Genomic DNA, 25,692 nt, shown 5'->3' with positions numbered 1-25,692 from the left:
TTACAGACTCTTAAAATACAATTATGAATCAATCCTCACTGTGAGTTAAAGAGAAAAGAATGGAGGCATAGAAAGTGTCTAATTATGTACTTGAACTCAATGGAATTACAAAAATATTTCCTGGTGTAAAAGCCTTGGATAACGTTCACTTTCAATTAAAGCCAGGGGAAATCCATGCTTTAATGGGAGAAAATGGAGCGGGTAAATCCACTTTTATAAAGATCATCACTGGGGTTCATTCCCCTGATGAGGGCAAAATGCTTTTAAATGGAGAAGAAGTGACCTTTGATAACCCTAGAGATGCTCAAAAGCTAGGTATCGCAGCTATTTATCAGCATGTTACCTGCTACCCTGATTTGACTGTTACAGAAAACATTTTTATGGGACATGAAAAGGTAGATAAAACAACCAAGAGAATTTTGTGGAAGCAAATGCATGCAGAAGCAAAAGAGCTTTTAGAAGAACTGGGATCAAGCATTGACCCTAGATCACAGATGGGAACTTTAAGTGTTGCACAGCAACAGATAGTAGAGATTGCAAAAGCGTTATCTACTAAGGCAAAAATTATCATTATGGATGAACCTACTGCAGCTCTTACAAATAGGGAAAGTGAAGAGTTGTATAGGATCACAGAGAAGCTTAGGGATGATGGAGCTTCTATTATCTTCATTTCTCATAGATTTGAAGATATGTATAGACTGGCCAGTAAAGTTACTGTTTTTAGAGATGGTAAATACATTGGAACATGGGGAATCAATGAAGTATCTAAGGAAGACTTTATTGTAGCTATGGTAGGGCGTGAGGTTACCCAATTGTTTCCAAAAATAGAAGCGAAAATAGGTAAGGAAATACTGAGGCTTGAAGGTCTTGGGAAAACCGGTCATTTTGCGGATGTTTCCTTTACCCTTCATGAAGGTGAAATACTTGCCTTAACGGGACTAGTTGGTGCAGGCAGGACAGAGGTATGTCAGGCTATTTTCGGAATAATGCCCTATAATCAGGGTAAGGTGTATGTGGAGGGGCAGGAGGTTACTATTAAAAGTCCGAAGGACTCAATTCAACTTGGTATAGGCTACCTACCTGAAGATCGCCAGCAACAGGGATTAATGCTGCAATGGGGAATAGGTAGAAATATTACCCTTCCAACTTTGGAAAAATATTCAAAAAAAGGTTGGCTGCTAGAAAGTAAGGAAGATGAAGTAGCGAAAACTCTGGCGGAAAAGGTGAATGTAAAGGCTAACAGTATTTTTGATTTAGCAAGCTCATTATCCGGTGGAAATCAGCAGAAGGTAGTTGTTGCTAAGCTTCTTACAGCTGATCTGAAAATTATCATTTTAGATGAACCTACTAAAGGAGTTGATGTAGGTGCAAAAGCTGCTATTTATGAAATAATGGGTGAATTGGCATCTCAGGGCTACGGAGTTGTTATGGTCTCCTCTGAAATGCCTGAGGTACTTGGAATGAGCGATAAAATCGTTGTCATGAAGGAAGGTAGAGTAACTGGCATTCTAGATAATAAGGATGTAACCCAAGAAACTATTCTTAAAGCAGCTATGGTGAACAAGACTACAGAGGATGTAGGATCGCTGTAGGATAAAGTATAAGAGATGGGGGCCGTTTATGCTTAAAAGAAATATACAAAACATGATGAAAGCTGAGAATATTTCAAAATTTAGAGAGCTGGGTTTACTGGTATTTATTATAATTCTAACGGTTGCAGTACAGATAAGAAATCCTAGATTTTTAACCGTTAGTAATCTCACCAATATGATTACAAACACAGCCATCTTGAGTATTCTTGCAGTAGGTATGATGCTTGTTATTATTACTAGAGGAATTGACTTGTCTATTGGTGCTACATTAGCTTTGTCTGGAATGATTTCAGCCTTAACTGTAAGCGCCAATCCTGATATGCATCCGATTTTGGTAATTCTAATAGGAATCTTGGTGGGAACAGTTTGTGGATTAATAGTAGGCGTACTGGTTGGCAAGGCAGGGATTCTTCCAATCATTGCCTCATTAGGTATGATGAATGTATTTAGAGGTCTTACCTTCATGGTAAGTGGAGGGAGCTGGGTAAGTGCGCATCAAATGCCGGATAGTTTTCAATCCATATCAACCAGTAAGGTTATGGGGATTAATACATTAGTTTTTATAGCAATTGTAATCTATATAATTTTCTACTATTTTATTAATCATACCAGAACAGGAAGACAAATCTATGCTGTAGGAAGTAATCCTGATTCTGCTAAAATCAGCGGTATCAACATTGATAAAATTTTAATCATGGTTTATGGTATTATGGGATCTCTTGCTGGACTATCTGGGGTGCTGTGGGTTTCTAAATTTGCATCAGCTCAAGGGGATACAGCAATGGGTTATGAACTGAATGTTATAGCTGCCTGTGTTTTAGGAGGAGTTAGTATTGCAGGGGGATCAGGGAAAATTTCCGGGATTATTTTAGGGTCGCTGCTTTTAGGGATTTTACATAATGCCCTTCCTCTATTGCTGATATCACCATTCTGGCAGCAGGCAATACAAGGATTTATCATCCTTGGCGCTGTATTGATCAATGTATTAGTAAAGAGAAATGCTGAAAGAAAAAATCTTGTGAGGAGGAATATATAAGCTATGGAAAAAAGAATTATAACCAATAAAAAACAATTTGATATAAAAAGCTTTTTCCTCCAATGGGAATGGATGCTTGTCTTGATTTTTATATTGATTAACATTATGAATGCTAATTTTTCTCCTTACTACTTGAATACAAACAATTTACTAAATGCAACTATGGCATTTCTTGATAAAGCATTTATAGTACTTCCCATGGCTTTTGTAATTATCATGGGGGATATTGATATATCAGTTGGTTCTACTGTTGCATTATCTGCAGTTGTTATGGCGGTTTTATATAATGCAGGATTACCAATGGGACTAGCTATGATGATTTGTCTTTTGGTAGGAGCAACCTGTGGTTTTATCAATGGGTTTCTAATTACCAAATATAAAGAGTTATCAGCAGTTATTGTGACATTAGCTACCATGACAATTTATCGTGGCATTGCCTATGTTATACTTGAAAATCAAGCTTCAGGAGGCTTTCCAATGTGGTTTAGCTACCTTGGATGGGGCTATGTAGGAAAGATTCCCTTTATGCTCATTGCCTTTGCCATCTGTGCTGTGATCTATGGCTTGCTGTTACATAAAACCACCTTTGGAAGACGGGTTTTTGCCATAGGGAATAATGATACTGCCAGTAGATTCTCTGGTGTAGAAGTGGATAAAATTAAGATTATCGTCTTTACTTTAGCTGGATTAATGGCCAGTGTAACAGCCTTGTTTCTTACCTCAAGAATGGGCAGTACAAGGCCTAATGTTGCCATGGGATATGAACTAGATGTAATTGCAATGGTTGTTTTAGGCGGTGTCAGCACAGCTGGAGGGAAAGGCAGGATGATTGGTACCATTCTATCCATCTTTATTATTGGATTTCTTCGTTATGGATTAGGTCTTATTAATACATCTGCACAGGTGTTGCTGATTATTATAGGGATGCTGTTGATATTCTCTGTTATGATTCCAAATATAAAGTTTAAGAAAAGAAAAAAAGCTAAAGAAGCATAATAACAATAACAATAGACACAAGATGGAAACCTAACGATGTATATACAGCAGTAAAAGCTGCTTAGTATATAATAAAAGCAATAAAAAAAAGGGAGGAAAGAAAATGAAAAAAATGTTAGCGATACTGATTTGTCTTGTAATGGTGTTGACGGTTTTTACAGGGTGTAGTCAAAGTGCTCCAGAGGAGACAGGTGGTCAAGAGGCTCCTGTAGAAGCAGGGGATGCTACAGAAGCAAAGCAAAGACATGCTATCATCTTTAAAAACACAGGGAATCCTTTTGGTGAAAAGATGATGGAAGGATTTAAAACAGCTATCGAAGAATTAGGACATGAAGCAATTTTAAGAGCTCCTGATCAGCCAACTGCTGAGGCGCAAATTCAAATGATAGAAGAACTTATAGCACAGCAGGTAGATTCTATTGCTCTAGCAGCAAACGATTATGATGCTTTACAGCCAGTCCTTACACGAGCAATGAATCAAGGTATTACAGTACTAACACTGGATTCAACTACAAATCCAGATAGTCGTATGGTCCATATTAACCAAGCAGATCCTGAAAGAATTGGTCGTGTTCAAATCGAGGCTGTCTATGACATGATTGGCGGAGAAGGTGAAATTGCTGTTCTTAGTGCTACTTCTCAAGCTGCAAACCAAAATCTTTGGATTGAGTGGATGAAGACAGAGCTTGAAGATCCTAAGTATGACAATATGGAGCTAGTAAGAGTTGCTTATGGTGATGACCTAAGAGATAAAAGTGTTTCTGAGACAGAAGCATTATTACAATCTTTCCCTAACCTAAAGGGAATCATTGCTCCTACTACCGTAGGTATTGCAGCAGCAGGTAGAGTATTAACTGATCAAGGTTTACAAGGAGAGGTTCATTTAACTGGTCTTGGATTACCAAGTGAAATGGCTGCCTATATTGAAAATGGTGTTTGTGAATGGATGTACCTGTGGAATCCAATTGATCTTGGATATCTTGGAGGTTATGCTTCCTATGCATTGGTAGAAGGTACTATCACAGGTGCAGTGGGAGATACTTTTGATGCTGGGCATCTTGGAGCAAAAGAAGTTATTGAAGCTAGTGATGGTGGAACAGAAGTTATGCTGGGAGACCCATTCAGATTTGATGCAGACAATATCAATGAGTGGAAGGATGTATATTAAGAGTCAGTATTCATTTACAGTTTAAATATGCATATTGCTCTTTTATAAAAGAGCAATATGGTTAATGATAGAAAACACAGTTATAGAAATGCCTATTGGAAATCATTTCTTTCCAATAGGCATTTCATAACAAACACTAACAATTTACATAATGATGAAAATTCATGCATGGCTAAATCCATCATTATAGGTCTACCAAGTTAAAATGGCAAAGCATGGATAAAAACTTTCAAGAGTTTTTGGGAGGTGGACCAATGAAGAACAAAAATGTTTTTACTTTTGCAAAAAAAAGGGGTTTAAACCTAAAAGGCAAGCTAATGTTAGGGTTTATCGTGATTGTATTGTTGATGGGCAGCATTAGTATCACATCATATTTTATGCTAAGAAATCAAATGGATACATTAGATACCATGGTAGAAACCATTATGATTGCCAATGATGTAAGAAATAGAGCAGATATTGTTCCAGAACTGTTATCTGATTATGCATTTGATAGAGAACCGCAAGACAGGGAAAATATTTATGGAATCCTAGACAATATGATGAATAACATCACAGAATTAGATAGTTATGCTGTAAGTGAAGACGGAATAAGCATAAAAAATACTGTGGAAAGATACTATATCACCTATAGAGGTATTATCGACCAATCGGTTGAAGCTGCTGATAATAGGGATATGAGTCAGGTAGTAGCGCAAAATGATGAGGAAAGAAGAGTAAGAGGTTTTTTGAAGGACAGTATTGAACAATTTATAGCCGCAGAGCTTAATGAATATCAGATAATGAAAGACGACCTTAATCAAAGAGTAAATCGAGCAGGGTTGTTAATAATAGTTGCGATCTTGATTATAGGAATATTAAGCATAGGCGGTGCTTTTATTTTTACTAAAAAAATTACGGGTACAATAGGGAAACTTGCCCAATATGCTGAGAATATTGCTGAGGGAAATTTAAAGGTAGAAGCAGTAACCATCAATTCCAATGATGATGTTGCAGTATTAGCACAGGCATTTAATAAAATGGGTGAAAATCTTAGACTATTGATTGGAAGTATTCGTGAAAATGGTCAAAAGGTAGCTGAATCTGCTACATTTTTACAGGAAAGTGCAAAACAGACAACAGCTGCCAGTGAACAAATTGCTACTAGTATTAGTCAAGTTTCATCGGGAGCTATGGAGCAAGCTCAACAATCTGAAAAAACTGTTGCTGCTGCAAACCAATTGTTTCAAAGTAATGATAATGTAGGGAATCAAAGTGTAATTGTTCTGAATGCTTCTGTGAAGGCTACGGAGGCAGCAGAAATTGGTAATAGTAAAATGGAAGAACTTCTTCAACAGCTAGAGGTTATTGAAGAAAAAATCCTCTCTACCCAATCAGTAACAGAAATTCTAGGCCAACGCTCTAATCAAATAAGTGGAGCTTTAAACACCATTGAGAATATAGCATCTCAGATTAATCTACTTGCGTTAAATGCTGCTATTGAGGCAGCTAGGGCAGGAGAGCATGGTAAGGGCTTTGCAGTTGTTGCTGATGAAGTAAGGAAGCTTGCTGAAGACTCTACAGAGGCAGTTCAAGAAATCCATGAAATGCTGGTAGAAGTACAGAGTAAATCACAGCAGGTTGCAAGCAGTATGGTAGATGGTGTAAAAGAGGCTAAAGAAGGAAATGATATTGCATTGAAGGCAAGAGAAGCCTTTGAAGCCATAGTAGGGACCAGTGAGGATGTAGATAATCAGATAAGAGAAATAAGTCATGAAATCGAAAAAATGGCTTTAGAAATAGAAAAAGTGAATGAATTGAGTAATGGAATTAATGATATCACACAACAAACATCAGCCAGCAGTCAAGAGGTGGCGGCATCCGTAGAAGAACAAACTGCCAGCCTAGAGGAGATACTTTCCTCTGCTTCTGTACTTACTAACATGGCTGAAGAGCTTAGTGGCATGATAAAAAAATTTAAAATGTAATATGCAGAGACAAATATAATGCTATTGTTAAAAAGAGAATTCAAAAAATCTTTTTATGAGGTGGTATAAAATGAAGAAGAGTAATAAATATGCTTGGACATGGAAGGTTAAAGAAGAATGCCTGGATGAGTATGTAAAAATGCATTTAGATCCATGGGATGAGATTATGCAAGAACATAGTAAAGCTGGAATAAGGAATTATTCAATTTTTCAGAATGGTAATCAGTTTTTTTACTGCTTTGAATGTGATGATGTAGAAAAAGCATTTAAATATATAGATAATAGTGAATCATGTCAAAGATGGAATGCAATCACCAGTAAAATGGTGGAGGGATCTTTTGATTTTCAAGAAGAAGAACCTATTCAATTTTTAAAAGAAGTATTTTACCTAGAGTAAAAGCAATTACCTTAGTAACTTTGCTATCTCCCCCCCTTTAATATATAGAAAAACTCCTTTTGGAACTAAATTCTTTTGAATTGAATTCCTAAAAGGAGTTTTTGCTTTTGTTTTACGGCATATAGGTTTTATAGAGCTCTCTTATAAACACTTACTATAAATCACTTCTATTCCTGCATTCTGCAAATATTTTTCCCATGGATCAGAAGGGCTTTCATCAGTAACAATCGCATCTATTTCTGATAACTGCAATAGCTTTACAAAGGAGGTTTTATCAAATTTAGTTGAATCCACCACAAGAAAAACTTTTTCTGCATTTTGTACCATTTTTTTCTTTACTTCTGACTCCATTTCATTGGATTCTGAGATACCCTTTTTCATATCAATACCTTTACAGGAGATAAATGCTTTGTCTACATGATATTTTCCTAAAGCGCTTTCTGTTAAGTGACCAACAAAAGATAAAGAATGAGGTCTTAATATACCTCCAGTAGAAATAACTTTACATTCTTTTACATTCGTTAGCTCTAAAAGAATGTTGACAGAGTTGGTTATAACAGTAATGTTTTTTTTCTGTTTAATATACTTTGCTATTTGCAATGCTGTAGAACTAGAATCCAGCATGATGGTATCCCCATCATGGATAAACTCTGCCACTTTGTTGCCAATGGCTTCTTTTCCCTCAACATTGGTTATTTCCCGCAGGGAAAAGGGCAGGTCTATACCAGAGCTTTCATTTAATACGGCACCACCGTGGGTCCTTTTTAAAAAGCCTTCCTTCTCTAATTTTTCTAAATCCCTTCTTATGGTTTCCTCAGTTACATTTAACAATTTGCTTAATTCCGGCACAACTACTACATGATTTTCCTGCAGCATTGCCATGATATTTTTTCTTCGTTCAACAGCTAACATGTTAAACTTCCTTTCTACTCTATAAAAAGTTGTTTTTAATTATATCCTATAATGCATCATTTTAAAAGTTCTTTAAACGCTTTTGCTATACTTCTCCTTTAAGGGGTATATTCCTTTATTTCAAATGATTTAGCAATAATATCTCGGCCTTCTTCCAATGACTTGATTTTGTCAATAGCCATCAGCTGAAGAATCACATTTCCAAAAACAGAGGATTCTATAGGTCCGGCAGTTACTTTTTTATTAAGGACATTAGCAGTAAGCTGACATAAAAACTCATCCTGAATTCCTCCACCTACCATATGAATGCCGTCAACGCTGACGCCAGTTACCTCCTCCAGCTGTTCAACTGTTTGCTTATATTGATTAACTAAACCATTATATGCAGCTCGGGCGATTTCCCCAACAGTCTCTGGAACCCCCTGATTTGTTTCTTTACAATACTTTTGGATCTCCTCAGCCATATTTAAAGGTGCTAAAAAGCGTTTGTCATTGGTGTCGATGACGAAATGATTTTTGACGGCCTCCAAGGCTTCCTTACTGATTTGTGGGTAATCAATATTTAAGTGCTGCCAGTTTTTCTTTAGCTGTTGAATAAGCCATAGGCCATTGATGTTTTTAAGGAAGCGGATACGATTTGAAACACCGCCTTCATTAGTAAAATTGTACTTCAGGGCTGTTTCATTAATAATAGGCTCATCTAATTCCATACCTAGCAGGGACCAGGTTCCACAGCTTAAATACACTTGATTAGAATCTTTTAGAGGGATCCCAGCAACGGCAGATGCAGTATCATGGGAACCAATGGCAACTATAGGAATACCAGCCTCTAAACCTACCTCTTTAGCGACAGAATCCTGCAGGTATCCATATATTTCTCCTGGGTGGATAATAGGTTGTAAAACATCAGTCGGAATCTTCAGCATATTTAATAAATCAAATGACCATGTAAGCTCTTTACAATCCAGCATCTGGGAGGTAGATGCAATTGTATATTCACTAAATTTATTACCTGTCAAAAAGAAGTTAAATAGATCAGGTATGAATAGCAGCGTTTTGGCATTGGACATCATAGAGCTTCTGTAGTGAACATCATGATATAGTTGATATAAGGTGTTAAAGGAGAGATGCTGAATGCCTGTTATATTATAAATTTCAGAATATGGAACAGTACTCTCGATTTTTTCCAGAATCCCATCTGTACGATTGTCTCTATAATTAAAAGGATTCCCTATTAGCTCATCCTCTTCATTTAAAAGACCGTAATCTACTCCCCATGTATCTATTCCTATACTAGAGATTTTTACATTCAAAGCAGCGGCTTTTTTTAATCCAGTCTTCATTTCATGAAACAAACGAAGAAAGTCCCAATAATAATTGTCATTAAGATAGACTGGCTCATTGGGGAACCTATGTACCTCCTCTAACACAATCTTATCTCCATCATAGGAACTCATCATTAATCTTCCGCTAGAAGCTCCAAAGTCAAAGGCTAAGTTAACTGTCTTCTGATCCCACATGAATTTTCCTCCTTTAGCATGTAATAAAATTTATTTTTCTTTGTTTTGCTTTATAAATGTTGTTTTAATTATACCATAAATTATAGGAATTCTACAATCAATTTATTATCACTTTAACCAAGAATATTAGTATATATGTACCTATAGATTGAATTAGAAACAAATAAAAAAGACATTATAAAGCAGTTAAATCATTTGTGTTTTTGTTGACTTCTCTTAATTAAAATGATAATATACAGATATACAAAGATATAAAAAGAAAAACAAAAAGGAGATGGATAATAATGTTTTCAGAATACGAAGTGAAAAAACAGATTTGTGAAATAGGGAAGCGAATGTATAATAGTGGATTTGTAGCTGCTAATGATGGCAATATCACAGTAAAAATAAATGATAAAGAAATCTTAGCTACACCTACGGGAATTAGTAAAGGTTTTATGACTCCGGATATGATCTGCAAAGTAGATATGGATGGAAAGGTTCTGGCGGCAAATGGTAAATATCGACCTTCTTCTGAGATCAAAATGCATATACGTGTATATAAGGAAAGAGCTGATGTAAACTCAGTGGTTCATGCTCATCCTCCTTATGCTACTAGCTTTGCTATAGCTGGCATTCCACTAACTAAACCAATTATGCCAGAAGCAGTGATCGCCCTTGGTTGTGTACCGATTGCCGAGTATGGAACACCTTCCACCGAGGAGATCCCTGATGCAGTTTCAAAATATCTACAGCATTATGATGCTGTATTACTTGAGAACCATGGTGCCTTAAGCTATGGAGCAGATTTAACAACTGCATACCACAAGATGGAGTCCTTAGAGTTTTATGCAAAGCTTCTATGCATTTCAACACAATTAGGTGGGCCTAAGGAGCTGTCAGGGGCACAGGTGGAGCGTTTATATGAATTAAGAAAGCAATTTGGATTAGCTGGAAGACATCCTGCTGAGATCTGTAACGAAATTGGTGGAGAGCAATGTACCACAGGATGTAACGCTGTAGCTTCGGAAGCAGGAAGCAATAGAAGTGTTGCAGCACCACAGGTACAGGATAGCGATGTAGCAAAAGTAGTTGCAGAGGTTACAAAAAGAGTAATTGAACAAATGGGTATGCAATAGAAAGTGAGGTAAGGTCCATGAAACGATCAAAACGATTTGAAATTTTGGACCAACGTCCTGTAAATAAAGATGGATTTATCGATGAGTGGCCGGAAAAAGGATTTGTAGCAATGGAGAGTCCTTATGACCCAACGCCTTCTATAAAGGTTCAACGGGGCATGATTATAGAGATGGATGGAAAAAAAAGAGAAGACTTTGACTTTATTGATCAATTTATTGCAGATTATACCATTGATATCGCTTCCTCTCAACAATCAATGTCTTTAGATTCCTTGGATATTGCTAGGAAAATGGTGGATATCCATGTATCTAGAAAAGAAGTTATCGATATAGTAAAGGGTTTAACACCAGCAAAAATCATAGAAGTGGTAAACCATCTAAACGTAGTAGAAATGATGATGGCTATGCAAAAGATGCGGGTTCGGAAAACCCCTTCAAATCAAGCCCATATTACAAACATGAAGGATCATCCAGCCCAAATAGCGGCAGATGCAGCGGAGGGAGCCTTGAGGGGCTTCAGAGAAGAAGAGACTACTGTAGCTATTGCCCGTTATGCCCCTATGAACGCCATTGCCCTTTTAATTGGATCTCAGGTAGGAAAAAGAGGCGTCCTCACTCAATGTGCAGTGGAAGAAGCCACAGAACTAGCATTAGGCATAAGGGGTTTTACTACATACGCTGAGACAATATCCGTATATGGGACAGAAGAAGTATTTATTGATGGCGATGATACTCCCTACTCAAAAGCATTTTTAGCTGCTGCATATGCTTCAAGAGGATTAAAGATGCGTTTCACCTCTGGAACAGGCTCTGAAGTACTTATGGGGAATGCAGAAGGGAAATCCATGCTCTACTTAGAAACCCGTTGTATCATGGTTACCAAGGGAGCAGGTGTTCAAGGCTTGCAAAATGGATCCGTCAGTTGTATCGGAATCGCAGCCTCAGTACCATCAGGCATCCGGGGGGTATTGGCAGAAAATCTTATTGCAGCGATGTTAGATTTAGAGGTTGCTTCCTCCAATGATCAGACCTTTTCACATTCTGACATAAGAAGAACAGCAAGGACCATGATGCAGTTTTTGCCAGGAACAGATTTTATCTTTTCAGGATACAGCGGCACACCAAATTATGATAATGTTTTTGCCGGCTCTAATTTTGATGCTGAAGATTTTGATGATTATAATATACTTCAAAGAGATTTAATGGTGGATGGTGGATTAAAGCCAGTAGCAGAGGAAGAAGTGATCGAGGTTCGACGAAAAGCAGCAAAGGTATTGCAGGCAGTATTTGCAAGGTTATCCTTAAATCCCATTACAGATGAAGAAGTTGAAGCGGCAGCTTATGCTCATGGCAGCAAGGACATGCCGGATCGTGATGTAGTAAAGGATTTAGCCTCTGTAGATGAACTGATGAAAAAGGGAACCAGCGGAATTGATATTGTAAAGGCACTAGAGGAAACTGGATATACAGAGGTGGCAGAAAGTATTCTAGAGATGTTAAAGCAGAGGATCACAGGAGATTATTTACAAACCTCCGCTATATTAGATGAAGATTTTCAGGTGATTAGCGGAATAAACGATAAAAATGACTATCAAGGACCTGGCACGGGATATCGGGTAAGCAAAAAAAGATGGGAAGAAATTAAGAAAATTCCTCATACCATCGATTTCAATGGGCTTTAAAGGTGGTGAGTATATGAAGATCAACGAAGAACTCATTAAAGAAATCACCAAGCTGGTTGTAGAAGAAATGAGAAAAGTGGAATGTAAGACAATAGGCTATTCGGCATCCTATGGAAGGGATGAAGCAAAAAAAGGAAATGATGTTAAGGAAGTAGTGATTGGAGTAGGACCAGGTTATTTAAAGGAAATAACAAGAACCATCAATGGACTGGATCACAGAGAAGTTCTTAGAGAAATCAAGGCTGGGATAGAAGAAGAAGGAATGTACCCGAGGGTGATTAAAGTTTACAAGACCTCAGATGTGGCCTTTATAGGAAAAGAGGCAGCAAGTCTAAGTGGTTCTGGTATAGGAATAGGACTTCAATCAAAGGGTACCATTTTGATTCATCAAAAGGATCTATATCCTCTAACCAATTTAGAGCTTTTTCCTCAAGCACCTCTATTAACCCTAGAATTGTATAGGCAAATCGGCAAAAATGCAGCCAGATATGCTAAGGGGTTGCCTGTTATTCCCATTGCAGTTGAAAACGATCATATGGTCCGACCAAAATATCAAGTAAAAGCAGCATTAATGCATATAAAGGAAACTGAGGAAGTAAAAAGAAAGAATCCTTCCATAGAATTTAAGAATGTATAAATAGAGAGGGGGAAGATGGATGATGTATTCCTTATCCCACAATAGCAAGGAAAGTATACGTTCGAAAACAGGAAAGACATTAAAGGATATTACCATTGAGAATATCATGAAGGGAAAAATCTCTGCTGATGACATAAAGATATCAAAGGAAGCGTTGAAAAAGCAAGGAGACATTGCTAAAAAACATGGGAGACAGCAGATGCAGCAAAACTTTAACCGTGCTAGTGAGCTGACAGAAGTACCAGATGAACTGATACTAGAAATCTATGATAAATTACGACCCTATCGTGCCACAAAGCAGGAGCTACTAGAGATGGCTAGAACCTTAAAAAATCAATATGGGGCGATAGACTGTGGAAAAATGATAGAAGAAAGTGCACTTGTATATGAAAAACGAGGTATTTTAAAAACCTAAAGGAGCATGCAAGATGAAATGGATTGCAGGAGTGGATATTGGGAATTCCACAACAGAGGTTTGTATTGGTGTTATCTCTGAAAAAGGCTCCCTTCAGTTTGTTAGCAGCAATCAGACAACTACCACAGGAACAAAAGGAACACAGGAGAATACTATAGGCGTAATTGGAGCTTTAGAGAAGGCACTTCATTCTTCTAGAAAAAGGGTGGAGGATTTAGATGTTATACTGTTAAATGAAGCAGCACCTGTGATTGGAGATACAGCTATGGAAACCATCACAGAAACCATTATCACTGAGTCAACCATGATTGGGCATAATCCTTCCACACCAGGGGGAATAGGATTAGGGACGGGAAAGATTATCTTCATAGAGGATTTAGACAGTGTAATGAATCAAGATCCTTATATCATAGTGGCATCTAAAATGTATTCCTATGAAGTAATTGCTGATAAAGTCAATAAAGCACGCAATAAAATAAATATTACAGGTGTTATTTTGCAGGCAGATGAAGGCGTTCTTGTCTACAATCGCTTGGAAAGGAAACTACCTATTATTGATGAGGTAGGTTATATTGAAAAAATACCTAGGGGTGTAATGGCATCAGTGGAGGTGGCACCACCGGGACAAAGCATACAAACCCTTTCTAATCCATATGGTATTGCCTCTCTTTTTCAACTAACACCTGAGGAAACCCAAAGGATTGTACCCATAGCAAAAAGTCTAGTAGGAAATCGTTCTGCAGTGGTGATCAAAACCCCTAAAGGAGAAGTAAAGGAAAAAAAGATCGATGCAGGTTTCCTATATATACATGGGCCAAATCATAGTGTGGAAGCAAATGTTGATGATGGTGCAGAGAAAATCATGGTAAAGCTGGAAGAGGTCAAGGAAATCAAAGACATAGAAGGCCAACAAGGAACCAATGTAGGTAATATGCTAAACAAAATGAAGGAAACCTTGGCCACGTTGACAGAACAAAGAGTAGAACAAATTTATATACAGGACCTATTAGCTGTTGATACAACAGTACCTGTAGAGATTCAAGGGGGCATAGCAGGTGAAACCTGTATGGAAAAGGCTGTAGGGATTGCAGCTATGGTAAAAACCCACAAACTGCCCATGATGAGAGTGGCAGAGAAACTGCAAAAAATGACAGGGGTCCACACAAAAATTGCTGGGGTTGAAGCAGTAATGGCGGTACTAGGAGCAATAACTACCCCCGGTACAAAGCTTCCTATAGCTATATTGGATTTAGGTGGCGGGTCTACAGACGCAGCTCTTTTAAATGAAAATGGAATGGTACAATCTATTCATCTAGCAGGAGCTGGACAACTGGTTACATTACTTATTTCTGAGGAATTAGGGTTAAAGGATTTATATTTAGCAGAAGCCATAAAAAAGTATCCTTTGGCGAAGGTAGAAAGCTTATTCCACATCAGGATGGAAAATGGTGAAATACGCTTCTATGATGAACCACTGCATCCAAAGTATTATGGTAGGGTTGTTGTAATGGCAGAAGAAATGATTCCTATTGAAGGTGATGCTTCTATGGAGAAAATTTTTCAAATACGCAGGGAGTCAAAGAAAAAGGTTTTTATAAGGAATGCTATACGGGCATTGAAAAAAATTGCTCCCAAGCAAGAAGTCAGGACCATACCCAATGTAGTATTAGTGGGGGGTTCTGCCTTAGATTTTGAAATACCTGAAATGATTCTTCAAGAACTTTCTCATTATAAAATCGTATCAGGAAGAGGGAATATCCGACAGCAGGAAGGACCTAGAAATGCAGTAGCAACCGGACTTTTAATGCATTATGTAGGAGGATAAACATGGAATATCGAAAACCTATGATTCATATTGCAGTATATAATCCAGAGAAAGAATTGCTTGAGGAAATTACCGCAGGAATAGAAGAAGAAGGCTGCTTATATGAAATTGCCTATAATGAAGACAAGGATGTATTCGATTTAGGTTGGAATGCAGCTCATAATTCTCTATTAGGAGCAGGGATCGCTGTAAAAGGTTATCATGCACTATTTCAATGTGTTCATATGAAAAAGAACACGCCTGTTTTTTTAATTAATACTAAGGAAAAGAAAGAATTTAGACTATTGGGAAGCAATGCAGCACGGTATGTAAAAAAAATCCCTTTTAAAGCAAGGTGATGTTATGAAAATATACACAAAAAGTGGAGATGAAGGAAATACAATCAATTTACAGGGCAAATTCCTAACAAAGGATGATGATAAAATTCATCTTTTAGGAACCCTAGATGAATTGAACAGTTATATAGGTTGGATCATTAGCTTTGAAAAAAATGCCCCCTGGCTTCAATCCTTAAAGCTTATACAAAATAATCTAATGCTTCTTATGGCAGATTTGGCTAATGACGAAAAAAAAGAATGGCAAATACAACAAAAAGAGATTACGTATTTAGAAAAGGAAATTGATAAACTGCAAGCACAATTTCCTAAACAGAAAAAATTTGTTTTACCTGGAAAAACTGTATTATCCTCCATGCTGGACATAGCTAGGACTGTTGCAAGGCGTGGAGAGCGATATTTGATCACTGTAGATAAGCGGGATGCAGTAGAACCTAGAGTAAAACAGTATATGAATCGATTATCAGATTATCTCTATACCATTGCTCGATATGTTGATTTTCAATCTATCATCGAAGAAGCAGTGGTTGAAGTACTTCAACATCATGATGGTATAGGGCAAAAGGATATAAAATTAACACTAGAGACAGCAAAAAAACTAATGGATAAGATTGAAATAAAAGCAAAAAAAATGGGACTGCCAGTAGTTGTAGCTGTGGCAAATAGTGAGGGAAATATGATAGGGGTCCATGTGATGGACCATGCTTTACCAGCAAGCTACGATATTGCCGTAAACAAAGCATATACAGCTGCAGCAGTAAGAATCTCTACGAAAGAGTTAGGAAAGCTTTGTAAACCAGGAGAACCCCTATATGGGATTCAAAATACAAACCAAGGTAAAATTGTAACCTTTGGAGGAGGCTGTCCCATAAAAGCTCAAAATAAAGTTATTGGGGGCCTAGGAGTAAGCGGGGGTAGTGCAGAGCAGGATATCTTACTGGCTGAATATGGCATAGAACAAGTAGAGGAGGTGCTTAAATGGCAGTGGCAGACAGAGAAATCCAGGAAATTGTAAAGGAAGTCTTAAAAAAGCTGCAAAGTACCAGTGAAATTCCAATCCAAAAAGAACTTGGAATATTTGAAGACATGGAGGACGCCATAAGGGCAGCTAAATATACACAAGAACAGCTTAGGGAAATGTCTTTAGAATTTAGAGAAAAGATTATTAGCAATATTAGAAAGAAAACCCTTGAAAACTCCCAGTTGTTGGCAGAAATGGGGGTACAGGAAACAGGGATGGGGCGTGTAGGTCATAAAGTATTGAAACATCAGCTGGTGGCAGAAAAAACACCAGGAACAGAGGATCTTACTACAGGTGTATGGTCAGGAGACCGAGGCCTTACCTTGGTAGAGCAGGGGCCCTTTGGTGTTATTGGAGCTGTTACTCCGTCTACCAATCCCAGTGAAACCGTGATATGCAACACCATAGGAATGATTGCAGGAGGGAACACTGTAGTCTTTAATCCTCATCCAGGAGCCATACAGGTTTCTAATCAAGCAGTAAAGCTTTTGAATGAAGCATCTATGGAGGTAGGGGGACCAGCCAATATTGCTACCTCTGTTACAAAGCCTACCTTAAAAACAGCAGATGTACTTTTTCATCATATAGATATCCCTTTATTAGTAGCAACCGGAGGCCCAGCAGTTGTACAAGCAGTATTATCCTCAGGTAAAAGGGGAATCGGTGCAGGTGCCGGAAATCCACCGGTTGTGGTTGATGAAACCGCCGACATAAAAAAAGCAGCGGAAGATATCGTAAATGGAGCAACCTTTGACAACAATCTTCCTTGCATCGCTGAAAAAGAAGTGATTGCAGTAAATAAAATAACTGATGAACTCCTTTACTATATGCAAGAAAATGGATGCTATAAAGCAAGCTGGCAGGAAGTTGGGAAATTAGCTAACCTGCTTTTAGATACATCTAAGGGACATCCAATGGTAAGAAGAGAATGGGTAGGTAAGGATGCAAAGCTGATATTGCGGGGAATCGGTGTAGAGGTTGAGGAAGATATTCGATGTATCATCTTTGAATCCCCTAGAGATCATATCTTTGTTGTAGAGGAGCTAATGATGCCTGTCCTAGGGATTATCAGGGCAGAGGATTTTCAAGAGGCTATGGATATAGCTAAGGAGCTGGAGCATGGAAATCGTCATTCTGCCCACATACATTCAAAAAATGTAGACAATCTTACAAGGTTTGGGAAAGCAATAGACACAGCAATTTTCGTGAAAAACGCGCCCTCCTATGCAGCCTTAGGCTTTGGCGGCGAAGGATATTGCAGCTTCACAATTGCTAGCAAAACAGGGGAAGGATTAACCTCCACCAAAACCTTTACCAAAAGCAGGAGATGTGTACTGTCAGATAATTTATCTATAAGATAAGGAGGGAAAAAGTTGGAGACAAATCAAGTGCAAATTGAAGCCATTATAAAACAAGTATTAATGGAAATGCAGGGAACCTCTAACAGCAAAGAAGGAATCAACAATAATCAAAGGATACCAAACACCTGCAAAGCAGCAGTGTTAACAGATATACAGAAAATAGAAGTAAAGGAATTTCCTATTCCAACCATATCAGAGGATGAAATTCTTGTAAAGGTAGAGGGTTGTGGGGTATGTGGTACCGACCTCCATGAATACAAAGGAGATCCCTTTAACCTAATACCAGTTGTCCTTGGACATGAAGGAACAGGAGAAATCGTAAAGCTAGGCAAAAATGTGAAAATTGACAGTGCTGGAAAGCCAGTAAAAATTGGAGATAAAATTGTTACCAGTGTCATCAATAAAGCACCAGAGGATGCCGCGGCAGTAGACCCGAGTAAAAGTAATCTCCTGGAGGATACCAATGTATATGGACTATTGCCTGATGATGAGTACCATTTAAATGGTTGGTTTGGAGAATATATTGTTCTTAGAAAAAATTCTACCTTCTTCCAAGTAAACGATATGAATCTAAATCAAAGACTATTAATTGAACCAGCAGCAGTTGTGATCCATGCGGTAGAGAGAGCCAAGACTACAGGATTATTAAAATTTAATAGCACAGCTTTGGTCCAAGGCTGTGGCCCCATAGGCTTGCTACTAATTGCAGTACTGAAAACCATGGGAGTATTAAACATCATTGCCATCGATGGAGATGACCAAAGATTAGCCATGGCAAAGGGCTTAGGAGCTACTAAAATACTAAACTTTAAAAATTATAGAAGCACTGAGGAACTGATCTCAGCAGTCAAGGAGATTACTACTGGTAAAGGCTGTGACTTTGCCTTCCAATGTACTGGGGTTCCACAAGCAGCTTCAAATATATGGAAATTTGTTAAGCGTGGCGGTGGACTTTGCGAAGTAGGTTTTTTCGTAGATAATGGAGATTGCACCATTAATCCTCATTGGGACATTTGTCAAAAAGAAATTACAGTAGTGGGCTCTTGGATTTATACAATTCAGGATTATCCAACCACTTTTGACTTCCTAAAAAGAGCAAATGAAATTGGTCTTCCAGTTGAAGAGTTAATCACCCATCGTTTTTCTCTTGAGGAACTTAACGAAGCGATGGAAGTCAATATGAGGCTGGAAGGAATCAAAGTGGCCTATGTGAACAATAGGTAAGGGAGTGACCTAAATGGGTGAGGCGGTAGGATTTCTAGAGGTTTATGGACTTACGGCAGCTTTCATGGCAGCGGATGCTGCTTGCAAAGCCGGCAATATAACCATAGAAGCTTTTGATAATAACAAGCCTGCGAATGCAGAAAAATTAAAGGTTCCCTTAATTGTAATAGTAAAAATTAGAGGAAGTATAGAAGATGTTAAGGCGGGGATAGAAGCTGGGATCACAGTTGCTAGCGAAGTATCCGGCGTTGTAAGCAGTCATGTAATTGCCAGACCAGAAAAGGATACAGAAAAATTACTGAAACTACAGTGTTTCAAAAAATAAGGTGAAAAAATATAATTTAAAATATTATTCTTAGGAGGCGTTGATAATGGCACAGGAAGCATTAGGTATGGTGGAAACTAGAGGATTAGTAGCATCCATTGAGGCAGCTGATGCAATGGTAAAAGCAGCGGATGTAACTTTAATTGGAACAGAAAAAATTGGCTCTGGCCTTGTAACAGTAATGGTGCGAGGGGATGTAGGAGCAGTAAAAGCAGCGGTGGATGTAGGGGCTAGTGCTGCAGAGAAATTAGGAGAATTGGTGGCTGCCCATGTAATCCCAAGACCAAACACAGAAGTAGAAAAAATTCTTCCTATGTTTAAATAAGATTATAGGTCTATAGGAGGGCAAGTTATGTATGCGGTTGGTTTTTTAGAGATTCAGGGGTTGACGGCTGCTATTGAAGCTTTAGATAGGATGTTGAAAACCTCTGATGTTGAATTGGTAACCTGGGAAAAGAAATTGGGAGGAAGACTTGTAACCATGATCATTAAAGGCAGTGTATCGGCTGTGCAGGAAGCTATAGATCATGGGACAAGGGATACGCTTTATCCCGTTGCCGCTCATGGAGTAATTGCTAATCCTCATGAGGAGACAATCAAAATGATAGAAAAAAGTGCACAAAAGCAACAAATAGAAAAGTGGTGAAGAAAATGTCTGAAAAAACCAAAAAAAATCAAGAAAATGTAAAGACAGAAGAAAAAGAAGAATTAAAAAAAGAGAATAAAGAAAAAGCTTCTAAAGAAATAAAAAAACCATTATTAAAGGAGGAAATTAAAATGGAAAGACAAGCATTGGGAATGGTAGAAACTAGAGGGTTGGTAGCGGCAATTGAAGCAGCAGATGCTATGGTAAAGGCTGCAAATGTAGTATTAGTTGGGACAGAAAAAATAGGCTCAGGTTTAGTAAGTGTAATGGTAAGAGGAGATGTAGGAGCAGTAAAGGCAGCTGTAGAAGCTGGAGCAAGTACAGCAGAAAGATTAGGAGAAATTGTAGCTGTTCATGTTATTCCAAGACCTCATGGAGATGTAGAAGGAATTCTTCCTAAGATGAAATAGGGTGTGGTCATTGTGGAAGAAAAAATCATAGATCTTATTACTAAAACAGTAATGAAAGAATTATCTAGTAAAGAAAGCGGCGGAATACCTATAGGCGTTTCCGCTCGCCATATTCATATCAGTAGAAAAGATTTAGATACACTATTCGGAGAAGATTATCAATTAAAAAAGAAAAAAGAGTTAATGGGGGGGCAGTTTGCCTCAGCAGAAATGGTTACTATTGTTGGCACAAAGCTTAAAGCAATAGAGAATGTACGAATACTAGGACCAATACGTTCTAAAACTCAAGTGGAAGTGGCAAGAACTGATGCAATAAAATTAGGTATTAACCCTCCTGTAAGGGAATCTGGTGATCTTAAAGCCTCCGCCCCTATTGCAATTGTAGGACCTAAGGGTGTTGTATATTTAGAGGAGGGCTGCATCATTGCTAATCGTCATATCCATATGTCTCCTAAAGATGCTTTTAGGTTTGGTGTTAGAGATCAGGAAATTGTAACTGTGGAGATTGTTGGAAAAAGAGGCGGTACATTTGACGATGTACAAGTAAGAGTTGATGAAAGCTTCACCCTTGAGATGCATCTTGATACAGATGAAGCAAATGGCATGGGCATTATATCTGGGGATCATGTTGTGTTAAAGAAAAAGATGAAAGCTTAATAGGGGGGAAAACAGTGATTTTGGGCAAGGTAATTGGAACCGTAATATGCACGAGAAAAAATAGCAACTTGGTTGGGAATAAGTTTTTAATTGTAGAGCCTTTGGAAAAGATGCAGCATAGAGAAGCTAGCAAGATTGTGGCCATTGATAATGTAGGGGCAGGGACAGGTGATATAGTGTTGATTGCTCTTGGAAGCGCGGCTAGGGTAGGATGCGACATGAGGGAAGCTCCCGTGGATGCAGCTATTGTGGGTATTGTAGACGATGAAAAGGATATTGTTTTAGCAAAATAGAGATGGGTAAGGTGATATTATGAATAGGACAACACTTGTAGAGACTGCTTTTGAATGTGGCATCGTAGGAGCTGGAGGAGCTGGTTTTCCTACTCATGTAAAACTGAACAATAAAGTAAAAACAGTCATCTTGAACTGTGCAGAATGTGAACCCTTATTAAGAGTAGACCGTCAGCTGATGGCTGTATATACCTTTGAAATATTAGAGGCCCTATCCCATATGGTGGTGGCCCTAGAGGCAGAGGAAGGAATTATAGCCATCAAATCCACCTACAAGGATGCCTTAGATGCAGTAACTGCCATAATATCTACTTATGATTCACTAAAGATAAAGATTTTACCCCATATCTATCCTGCTGGTGATGAAGTAAATCTTATTTATGAAGTAACAAACAAGATTGTTCCCCAAGGGGGATTACCCATCCAAGTAGGAGCAATGGTTCTAAATGTAGAAACTGTTTTAAACCTATATCACGGACTAAATTACCACCAACCTGTGACCCACACCTATGTTACTGTAGTAGGAGAAGTAGAAAAACCCTGTACCCTCCCTATTCCTATAGGCACTACTGTAGAAAAAGCCATCGCCTGTGGGGGAGGAGCTAAAACAGAGGATTATAGTATTCTTATGGGGGGACCTATGACAGGAACCCTCCTTCATGGTCAGGAGGTTGTTACCAAGACTACAAAGGCTTTAATTGTACTGCCTTCAAACCATAAGCTTGTATTATCACGGAAAATACGTCCATCCTTCCATATTAAAAGAGCAATGTCAGTTTGTTCTCAATGCAGGATGTGTACCGATTTGTGCCCGAGATATCTCTTAGGCCACAGTATAGAGCCCCATCGCTTTATGAATCAAATTGCACATGGTATTACAAAGGATGCAAAAGCCTTTACCATGACTTTAGCTTGCTGTGGATGTGGTGTTTGTGAAAAAATAGCCTGTCATCAAGGCTTATCACCACAAAAACTTATGGAGCCCTTTAAAAAGAAATTGAGCCAACAGGGGATTAAGCCACATACATCTGATTATCATGAAGAAAAGCTTCATTTCATGAGAAATAGCAGACTGATTCCACAGGAAAGATTAATTGAAGCCTTAGGATTAAAGAAATATGATGTACATGCGCCACTGGATTTTCAGCAGTGTAATCCAGATGTTGTAAGGATACCCCTTCAACAGCATATAGGTCAGCCTGCTATACCAATAGTACAAAGAGGGATGCAGGTAAAAACAGGAGAATTAATTGGAGACATTCCCGAAGGGAAGCTGGGGGCAAAGATCCATGCCAGTGTTGACGGTGAAATAATAGATGTCAATAGCAGTACAATAAATATACGTGTCCGGGGTGATCATGCATGAAGCAAGCGATAGGATTAATAGAATATAAAACTGTATCTACAGGAATTACAGCAGCAGATAAAATGGTAAAAAGTGCAGATGTAGAGATCCTGCAGGCTCAAACAGTTTGCCCTGGAAAATATATTGTACTTATTTCTGGAAAGCTAAGCGCTGTAAATACAGCGATAGAAAATGGAAAAAAAGAATCAAACCAAGATTTGATAGACAGCTTTATATTAGGAAATCCCCATGACAGTATTTTTCCTGCTATGTATGGTATGTCGGAAATAAAGGAAGCAGGTGCTCTAGGAGTAATTGAAACCTTCTCTGCAGCATCCATCATTGTTGCAGCGGATATAGCAGCAAAAACAGCTCATGTATCCATCATTGAAATCCGAGTTGCTAGAGGGATGTGTGGAAAAAGCTATTTGTTTTTATCAGGAGAGGTTGCAGCAGTTGATGCAGCCATAAAAGCAGCTTGCAAAACGATAGAAAAGGATGGAACCTTATTAAATCATTCTGTTATTCCAAATCCAGATGAAAAAATATGGCAATCCATCATGTAAAAGCAAAGAAAATAGATGTTTTTTCAATCACCACCGTACATTTTGTACGGTTTTTTTGTGTTAGTTTAGAAGAGGATATACAATGCAGGTATAGAATTAAATACAAATATACTTGATGAAGTTCTGCTGGACTGAGTAAAAGGAGAGATGGATACACTTCAGCTAAGACAAGCTTTTTAAACAAGATTACACAATTAGCAAAAAAAGCCTTTCCCAATAGATATAGTTTCTGTAAAACAGCATTAAAGAAATAAGTGATTTGAGGGATAAAAATATGTTCAGGGGTCAAGAAAAGAGGTTAATTAATTTGGCTATTTATTTAATTTTAATATATATTGTGGTATTAATTGCTTTATTTGTTTTTCAAGAGAGCTTTATTTACTTCCCACAAAAAATAACTAGGGATTATTCTGAGGAGTTAATTAAAGAAAGCTCAAATGTAGAGGAGATTATCATAAACTCCTATGATGAAACATTACTGCATGGATGGCTGGTTAAGAATAAAGAAGTGGAGAAATCTCCTTTGATTATTTATTATGGCGGGAATGCAGAAGAAGTGTCTCATATGGTTAGAAATTGGGATCATTTTTCAGGTTATTCTTTATTATTAGTGAATTATCGAGGATATGGATTAAGTGAAGGCAGGCCAAAGGAGAAACACTTACACAAGGATGCAGTGGTGATTTTTGATGAGATGATTAAACGGGAGGATATCGATAAAGAAAACATTGTTGTGATGGGCAGAAGCATAGGAACTGGAGTAGCCGTAGCTATTGCGGAAAAGAAGGATATTCATGGTGTGATATTAATAACGCCATTTGATAGCTTAATCAAGGTGGTTCAAAATAAGATGAGGATAATCCCAGCAGATTGGATATTGAGAAATAGATTTGATTCTATAGAGAAGGCTCCAAATATCAAGCAACCATTGTTAGTGCTAGCAGCTAAAGATGATAAAGTAATACCTTCACAACATGCTACCAATTTAGCAGAAAAGTGGGGGGGCGAAGTTGATATAGAGATTCTTGATGGGGTAGTTCATAATACAATCCAATACCATAGTCTATATTGGGATAGTATAAAGAAATTCCTGGAAAGGATTCAATAGTTTTAACAACTTGTATTTTAAGAAAACGAGGAGAGATAAGATGATAAAAAAAATAACGGGCTATTATTCAATATTATTAGGAATATGCATTATAGGTTTATGGATCATGCTATTAACCACCGACACTGTACCAGAATTAGAAACTGAGCCAATCACTATCTACTTTCATTTAATTGCTGAGGTGCTCATGGGAATACTACTATGCATTAGTGGCATAGGCTTATTTAGAAAGCAAAGCTGGGGCAATTTAATGTTTATTCTATCAAACGGCTTAGTCATTTATTCAGTGATTAACTCATCAGGATATTATGGCAATATGGATGAATGGGCCATGGTGATGATGTTTATGGGGATATTAGTTCTCTCTATCACCTTCACTGCAATAATAATAAAGGAAGTATATAGGGAGTTAGCAACACAAGATGAGAGCAGGAAGGAGATTTGATAAACCGCATAGTTATAGAAGAAATGGAGGATTAAACACTTTGAAGATTCTTAGGGAGGATAAGAAAACAAATCTCTTTATTCATGAATATGAAAAAAATAGAGGAATTTACAATATTTTGAAGAAAGTATTATTTTATGCCTGCAAACAATTCTAGATTTAAAGCAGGTTCTTCTATGTAGTGAATTGATGTATATACAAGGAGGCGTAGTTTATGCAAGAAGCTAAGAAAATGATGAGAAGGGAATTTATACAGACAGATTTGGATCAATGTATAAGCTTATTTATCTCAGTATTTAATGAAGCACCTTGGAGAGACAAATGGACGGATGATACCGCAAGAAGAATGCTTTCTGATATTATCAATACGCCTAATTTTTTAGGATATGTTTACTTAGATGGAGAAGAAATCATTGGTTTTATTTTTGGACATATGGAGTATTGGCACGATGGTAACAAGTTTTATTTAAAGGAGATGTGTGTAAAAACCAATTACCAAAACAAGGGTATTGGTGGAGAATTAATCAATTACCTCCATGATGAGCTAAAAAAGAAGGATATCTCCTGTATTTATCTTTTAACAGCAAAAGACAGTTTAGCTGAGAGCTTTTATAAGAAGAATGACTATTTTAGAGAGGAAAATATGATCTTAATGCTTAAGAGTATTTAATGATTATTTTGACGAGGTGCA

The 25,692-nt window shown here is 37.7% G+C and carries 28 protein-coding genes; 26 read left to right on the top strand and 2 right to left on the bottom strand.

The genetic code is table 11. The features are described from left to right. Nucleotides 1-74 precede the first annotated feature (74 nt). The 6 genes from BMX10_RS08085 to BMX10_RS08060 all read left to right on the top strand — a co-directional run bounded on the left by BMX10_RS08085 (nt 75) and on the right by BMX10_RS08060 (nt 7,156). Complete coding sequence (locus BMX10_RS08085) at nt 75-1,592, top strand: sugar ABC transporter ATP-binding protein (RefSeq protein ID WP_090442109.1); 1,518 nt, start codon at nt 75-77, stop codon at nt 1,590-1,592. 28 nt (nt 1,593-1,620) lie between these two features. Continuing rightward, entirely contained in the window at nt 1,621-2,628 is a 1,008-nt protein-coding gene (locus BMX10_RS08080) for an ABC transporter permease (protein WP_090442106.1), read from the top strand. Nucleotides 2,629-2,631: 3 nt separating this feature from the next. After that, nucleotides 2,632-3,624: an ABC transporter permease gene (locus BMX10_RS08075; RefSeq protein ID WP_090442103.1), complete on the top strand. Its 993-nt coding sequence runs from the start codon at nt 2,632-2,634 to the stop codon at nt 3,622-3,624. Nucleotides 3,625-3,727: 103 nt separating this feature from the next. Beyond that, entirely contained in the window at nt 3,728-4,792 is a 1,065-nt protein-coding gene (gene rhaS / locus BMX10_RS08070) for a rhamnose ABC transporter substrate-binding protein (RefSeq protein ID WP_090442100.1), read from the top strand. Between the two features lie 254 nt (nt 4,793-5,046). Next, a complete protein-coding gene (locus tag BMX10_RS08065; protein ID WP_170834740.1) occupies nt 5,047-6,759 on the top strand; it encodes a methyl-accepting chemotaxis protein in 1,713 nt (570 codons plus the stop codon). Between the two features lie 70 nt (nt 6,760-6,829). Beyond that, nucleotides 6,830-7,156: an L-rhamnose mutarotase gene (locus BMX10_RS08060; RefSeq protein WP_090442094.1), complete on the top strand. Its 327-nt coding sequence runs from the start codon at nt 6,830-6,832 to the stop codon at nt 7,154-7,156. 141 nt (nt 7,157-7,297) lie between these two features. Here the strand turns inward: BMX10_RS08060 and BMX10_RS08055 are convergent, their stop codons facing one another. Both BMX10_RS08055 and BMX10_RS08050 read right to left on the bottom strand, forming a co-directional pair. After that, nucleotides 7,298-8,068, bottom strand: a complete 771-nt coding sequence (locus BMX10_RS08055) for a DeoR/GlpR family DNA-binding transcription regulator (protein WP_090442091.1) — start codon at nt 8,066-8,068, stop codon at nt 7,298-7,300. 98 nt (nt 8,069-8,166) lie between these two features. Continuing rightward, nucleotides 8,167-9,588, bottom strand: a complete 1,422-nt coding sequence (locus tag BMX10_RS08050) for a rhamnulokinase (RefSeq protein WP_090442088.1) — start codon at nt 9,586-9,588, stop codon at nt 8,167-8,169. Between the two features lie 284 nt (nt 9,589-9,872). On the opposite strand from BMX10_RS08050, the gene BMX10_RS08045 reads away from it, so the two are divergent. The 20 genes from BMX10_RS08045 (at nt 9,873) to BMX10_RS07945 (ending at nt 25,671) form a co-directional block, all read left to right on the top strand. After that, nucleotides 9,873-10,706: a class II aldolase/adducin family protein gene (locus tag BMX10_RS08045; protein ID WP_090442085.1), complete on the top strand. Its 834-nt coding sequence runs from the start codon at nt 9,873-9,875 to the stop codon at nt 10,704-10,706. A gap of 17 nt (nt 10,707-10,723) precedes the next feature. Next, nucleotides 10,724-12,388 (top strand): propanediol/glycerol family dehydratase large subunit, encoded by a 1,665-nt coding sequence (locus BMX10_RS08040; protein ID WP_090442083.1) that lies wholly within the window; start codon nt 10,724-10,726, stop codon nt 12,386-12,388. Nucleotides 12,389-12,401: 13 nt separating this feature from the next. Further along, on the top strand, nt 12,402-13,025 hold the full coding sequence (locus tag BMX10_RS08035) for a propanediol/glycerol family dehydratase medium subunit (protein ID WP_090442080.1): 624 nt from the start codon (nt 12,402-12,404) through the stop codon (nt 13,023-13,025). A 19-nt stretch (nt 13,026-13,044) separates the two neighbouring features. Then, nucleotides 13,045-13,440 carry a diol dehydratase small subunit gene (locus tag BMX10_RS08030; RefSeq protein ID WP_090442077.1) on the top strand — a complete coding sequence of 132 codons (396 nt, stop codon included), beginning with the start codon at nt 13,045-13,047 and terminating at the stop codon, nt 13,438-13,440. A gap of 13 nt (nt 13,441-13,453) precedes the next feature. After that, on the top strand, nt 13,454-15,265 hold the full coding sequence (locus BMX10_RS08025) for a diol dehydratase reactivase subunit alpha (protein ID WP_090442074.1): 1,812 nt from the start codon (nt 13,454-13,456) through the stop codon (nt 15,263-15,265). A gap of 2 nt (nt 15,266-15,267) precedes the next feature. After that, complete coding sequence (locus tag BMX10_RS08020; protein ID WP_090442071.1) at nt 15,268-15,603, top strand: glycerol dehydratase reactivase beta/small subunit family protein; 336 nt, start codon at nt 15,268-15,270, stop codon at nt 15,601-15,603. Nucleotides 15,604-15,607: 4 nt separating this feature from the next. After that, complete coding sequence (locus tag BMX10_RS08015; protein ID WP_090442066.1) at nt 15,608-16,615, top strand: cob(I)yrinic acid a,c-diamide adenosyltransferase; 1,008 nt, start codon at nt 15,608-15,610, stop codon at nt 16,613-16,615. Further along, complete coding sequence (locus BMX10_RS08010) at nt 16,579-17,982, top strand: aldehyde dehydrogenase family protein (protein ID WP_090442064.1); 1,404 nt, start codon at nt 16,579-16,581, stop codon at nt 17,980-17,982. The genes BMX10_RS08015 and BMX10_RS08010 overlap by 37 nt, the downstream gene beginning before the upstream one ends. 12 nt (nt 17,983-17,994) lie before the next feature. Next, entirely contained in the window at nt 17,995-19,206 is a 1,212-nt protein-coding gene (locus BMX10_RS08005) for a zinc-dependent alcohol dehydrogenase (RefSeq protein ID WP_244272668.1), read from the top strand. Nucleotides 19,207-19,219: 13 nt separating this feature from the next. Beyond that, complete coding sequence (locus BMX10_RS08000) at nt 19,220-19,531, top strand: BMC domain-containing protein (protein ID WP_090442061.1); 312 nt, start codon at nt 19,220-19,222, stop codon at nt 19,529-19,531. Nucleotides 19,532-19,577: 46 nt separating this feature from the next. After that, complete coding sequence (locus BMX10_RS07995; RefSeq protein ID WP_170834739.1) at nt 19,578-19,856, top strand: BMC domain-containing protein; 279 nt, start codon at nt 19,578-19,580, stop codon at nt 19,854-19,856. Nucleotides 19,857-19,883: 27 nt separating this feature from the next. Further along, complete coding sequence (locus BMX10_RS07990) at nt 19,884-20,177, top strand: BMC domain-containing protein (protein WP_090442055.1); 294 nt, start codon at nt 19,884-19,886, stop codon at nt 20,175-20,177. A 131-nt stretch (nt 20,178-20,308) separates the two neighbouring features. Then, nucleotides 20,309-20,587 (top strand): BMC domain-containing protein, encoded by a 279-nt coding sequence (locus tag BMX10_RS07985; RefSeq protein ID WP_139176406.1) that lies wholly within the window; start codon nt 20,309-20,311, stop codon nt 20,585-20,587. 12 nt (nt 20,588-20,599) lie between these two features. Further along, a complete protein-coding gene (locus BMX10_RS07980) occupies nt 20,600-21,244 on the top strand; it encodes a phosphate propanoyltransferase (protein ID WP_090442051.1) in 645 nt (214 codons plus the stop codon). A 14-nt stretch (nt 21,245-21,258) separates the two neighbouring features. Further along, nucleotides 21,259-21,537, top strand: coding sequence for a EutN/CcmL family microcompartment protein (locus BMX10_RS07975; RefSeq protein ID WP_090442048.1), 279 nt, complete (start codon nt 21,259-21,261; stop codon nt 21,535-21,537). Between the two features lie 19 nt (nt 21,538-21,556). Beyond that, nucleotides 21,557-22,903: a 4Fe-4S dicluster domain-containing protein gene (locus BMX10_RS07970; RefSeq protein WP_090442045.1), complete on the top strand. Its 1,347-nt coding sequence runs from the start codon at nt 21,557-21,559 to the stop codon at nt 22,901-22,903. Next, nucleotides 22,900-23,448 (top strand): BMC domain-containing protein, encoded by a 549-nt coding sequence (locus tag BMX10_RS07965; protein WP_090442042.1) that lies wholly within the window; start codon nt 22,900-22,902, stop codon nt 23,446-23,448. Before BMX10_RS07970 ends, BMX10_RS07965 begins: the two co-directional genes overlap by 4 nt. 307 nt (nt 23,449-23,755) lie before the next feature. After that, nucleotides 23,756-24,556: an alpha/beta hydrolase gene (locus tag BMX10_RS07960; protein ID WP_170834738.1), complete on the top strand. Its 801-nt coding sequence runs from the start codon at nt 23,756-23,758 to the stop codon at nt 24,554-24,556. A 40-nt stretch (nt 24,557-24,596) separates the two neighbouring features. Further along, nucleotides 24,597-25,001 carry a DUF8058 family membrane protein gene (locus tag BMX10_RS07955; RefSeq protein WP_090442036.1) on the top strand — a complete coding sequence of 135 codons (405 nt, stop codon included), beginning with the start codon at nt 24,597-24,599 and terminating at the stop codon, nt 24,999-25,001. A gap of 214 nt (nt 25,002-25,215) precedes the next feature. Then, nucleotides 25,216-25,671, top strand: coding sequence for a GNAT family N-acetyltransferase (locus tag BMX10_RS07945; protein ID WP_090442028.1), 456 nt, complete (start codon nt 25,216-25,218; stop codon nt 25,669-25,671). The last annotated feature ends 21 nt before the right edge of the window (nt 25,672-25,692 follow it).

Source organism: Natronincola peptidivorans (assembly GCF_900111615.1).
Lineage (GTDB): Bacteria > Bacillota > Clostridia > Peptostreptococcales > Natronincolaceae > Natronincola_A > Natronincola_A peptidivorans.
The sequence above is the reverse complement of the archived record's forward strand: the minus strand, read 5'-3'. Positions and strand labels throughout refer to the sequence as shown.

Excerpts from the sequence above, each read along its gene's own strand:
- BMX10_RS08080 (WP_090442106.1), top strand. The coding sequence starts at position 1,621 with ATGCTTAAAAGAAATATACAAAACATGATGAAAGCTGAGAATATTTCA.
- BMX10_RS08075 (WP_090442103.1), top strand. The coding sequence starts at position 2,632 with ATGGAAAAAAGAATTATAACCAATAAAAAACAATTTGATATAAAAAGC.
- rhaS (WP_090442100.1), top strand. The coding sequence starts at position 3,728 with ATGAAAAAAATGTTAGCGATACTGATTTGTCTTGTAATGGTGTTGACG.
- BMX10_RS08065 (WP_170834740.1), top strand. The coding sequence starts at position 5,047 with ATGAAGAACAAAAATGTTTTTACTTTTGCAAAAAAAAGGGGTTTAAAC.
- BMX10_RS08060 (WP_090442094.1), top strand. The coding sequence starts at position 6,830 with ATGAAGAAGAGTAATAAATATGCTTGGACATGGAAGGTTAAAGAAGAA.
- BMX10_RS08055 (WP_090442091.1), bottom strand. The coding sequence starts at position 8,068 with ATGTTAGCTGTTGAACGAAGAAAAAATATCATGGCAATGCTGCAGGAA.
- BMX10_RS08050 (WP_090442088.1), bottom strand. The coding sequence starts at position 9,588 with ATGTGGGATCAGAAGACAGTTAACTTAGCCTTTGACTTTGGAGCTTCT.
- BMX10_RS08045 (WP_090442085.1), top strand. The coding sequence starts at position 9,873 with ATGTTTTCAGAATACGAAGTGAAAAAACAGATTTGTGAAATAGGGAAG.
- BMX10_RS08040 (WP_090442083.1), top strand. The coding sequence starts at position 10,724 with ATGAAACGATCAAAACGATTTGAAATTTTGGACCAACGTCCTGTAAAT.
- BMX10_RS08035 (WP_090442080.1), top strand. The coding sequence starts at position 12,402 with ATGAAGATCAACGAAGAACTCATTAAAGAAATCACCAAGCTGGTTGTA.
- BMX10_RS08030 (WP_090442077.1), top strand. The coding sequence starts at position 13,045 with ATGATGTATTCCTTATCCCACAATAGCAAGGAAAGTATACGTTCGAAA.
- BMX10_RS08025 (WP_090442074.1), top strand. The coding sequence starts at position 13,454 with ATGAAATGGATTGCAGGAGTGGATATTGGGAATTCCACAACAGAGGTT.
- BMX10_RS08020 (WP_090442071.1), top strand. The coding sequence starts at position 15,268 with ATGGAATATCGAAAACCTATGATTCATATTGCAGTATATAATCCAGAG.
- BMX10_RS08015 (WP_090442066.1), top strand. The coding sequence starts at position 15,608 with ATGAAAATATACACAAAAAGTGGAGATGAAGGAAATACAATCAATTTA.
- BMX10_RS08010 (WP_090442064.1), top strand. The coding sequence starts at position 16,579 with ATGGCAGTGGCAGACAGAGAAATCCAGGAAATTGTAAAGGAAGTCTTA.
- BMX10_RS08000 (WP_090442061.1), top strand. The coding sequence starts at position 19,220 with ATGGGTGAGGCGGTAGGATTTCTAGAGGTTTATGGACTTACGGCAGCT.
- BMX10_RS07995 (WP_170834739.1), top strand. The coding sequence starts at position 19,578 with ATGGCACAGGAAGCATTAGGTATGGTGGAAACTAGAGGATTAGTAGCA.
- BMX10_RS07990 (WP_090442055.1), top strand. The coding sequence starts at position 19,884 with ATGTATGCGGTTGGTTTTTTAGAGATTCAGGGGTTGACGGCTGCTATT.
- BMX10_RS07985 (WP_139176406.1), top strand. The coding sequence starts at position 20,309 with ATGGAAAGACAAGCATTGGGAATGGTAGAAACTAGAGGGTTGGTAGCG.
- BMX10_RS07970 (WP_090442045.1), top strand. The coding sequence starts at position 21,557 with ATGAATAGGACAACACTTGTAGAGACTGCTTTTGAATGTGGCATCGTA.
- BMX10_RS07965 (WP_090442042.1), top strand. The coding sequence starts at position 22,900 with ATGAAGCAAGCGATAGGATTAATAGAATATAAAACTGTATCTACAGGA.
- BMX10_RS07955 (WP_090442036.1), top strand. The coding sequence starts at position 24,597 with ATGATAAAAAAAATAACGGGCTATTATTCAATATTATTAGGAATATGC.
- BMX10_RS07945 (WP_090442028.1), top strand. The coding sequence starts at position 25,216 with ATGCAAGAAGCTAAGAAAATGATGAGAAGGGAATTTATACAGACAGAT.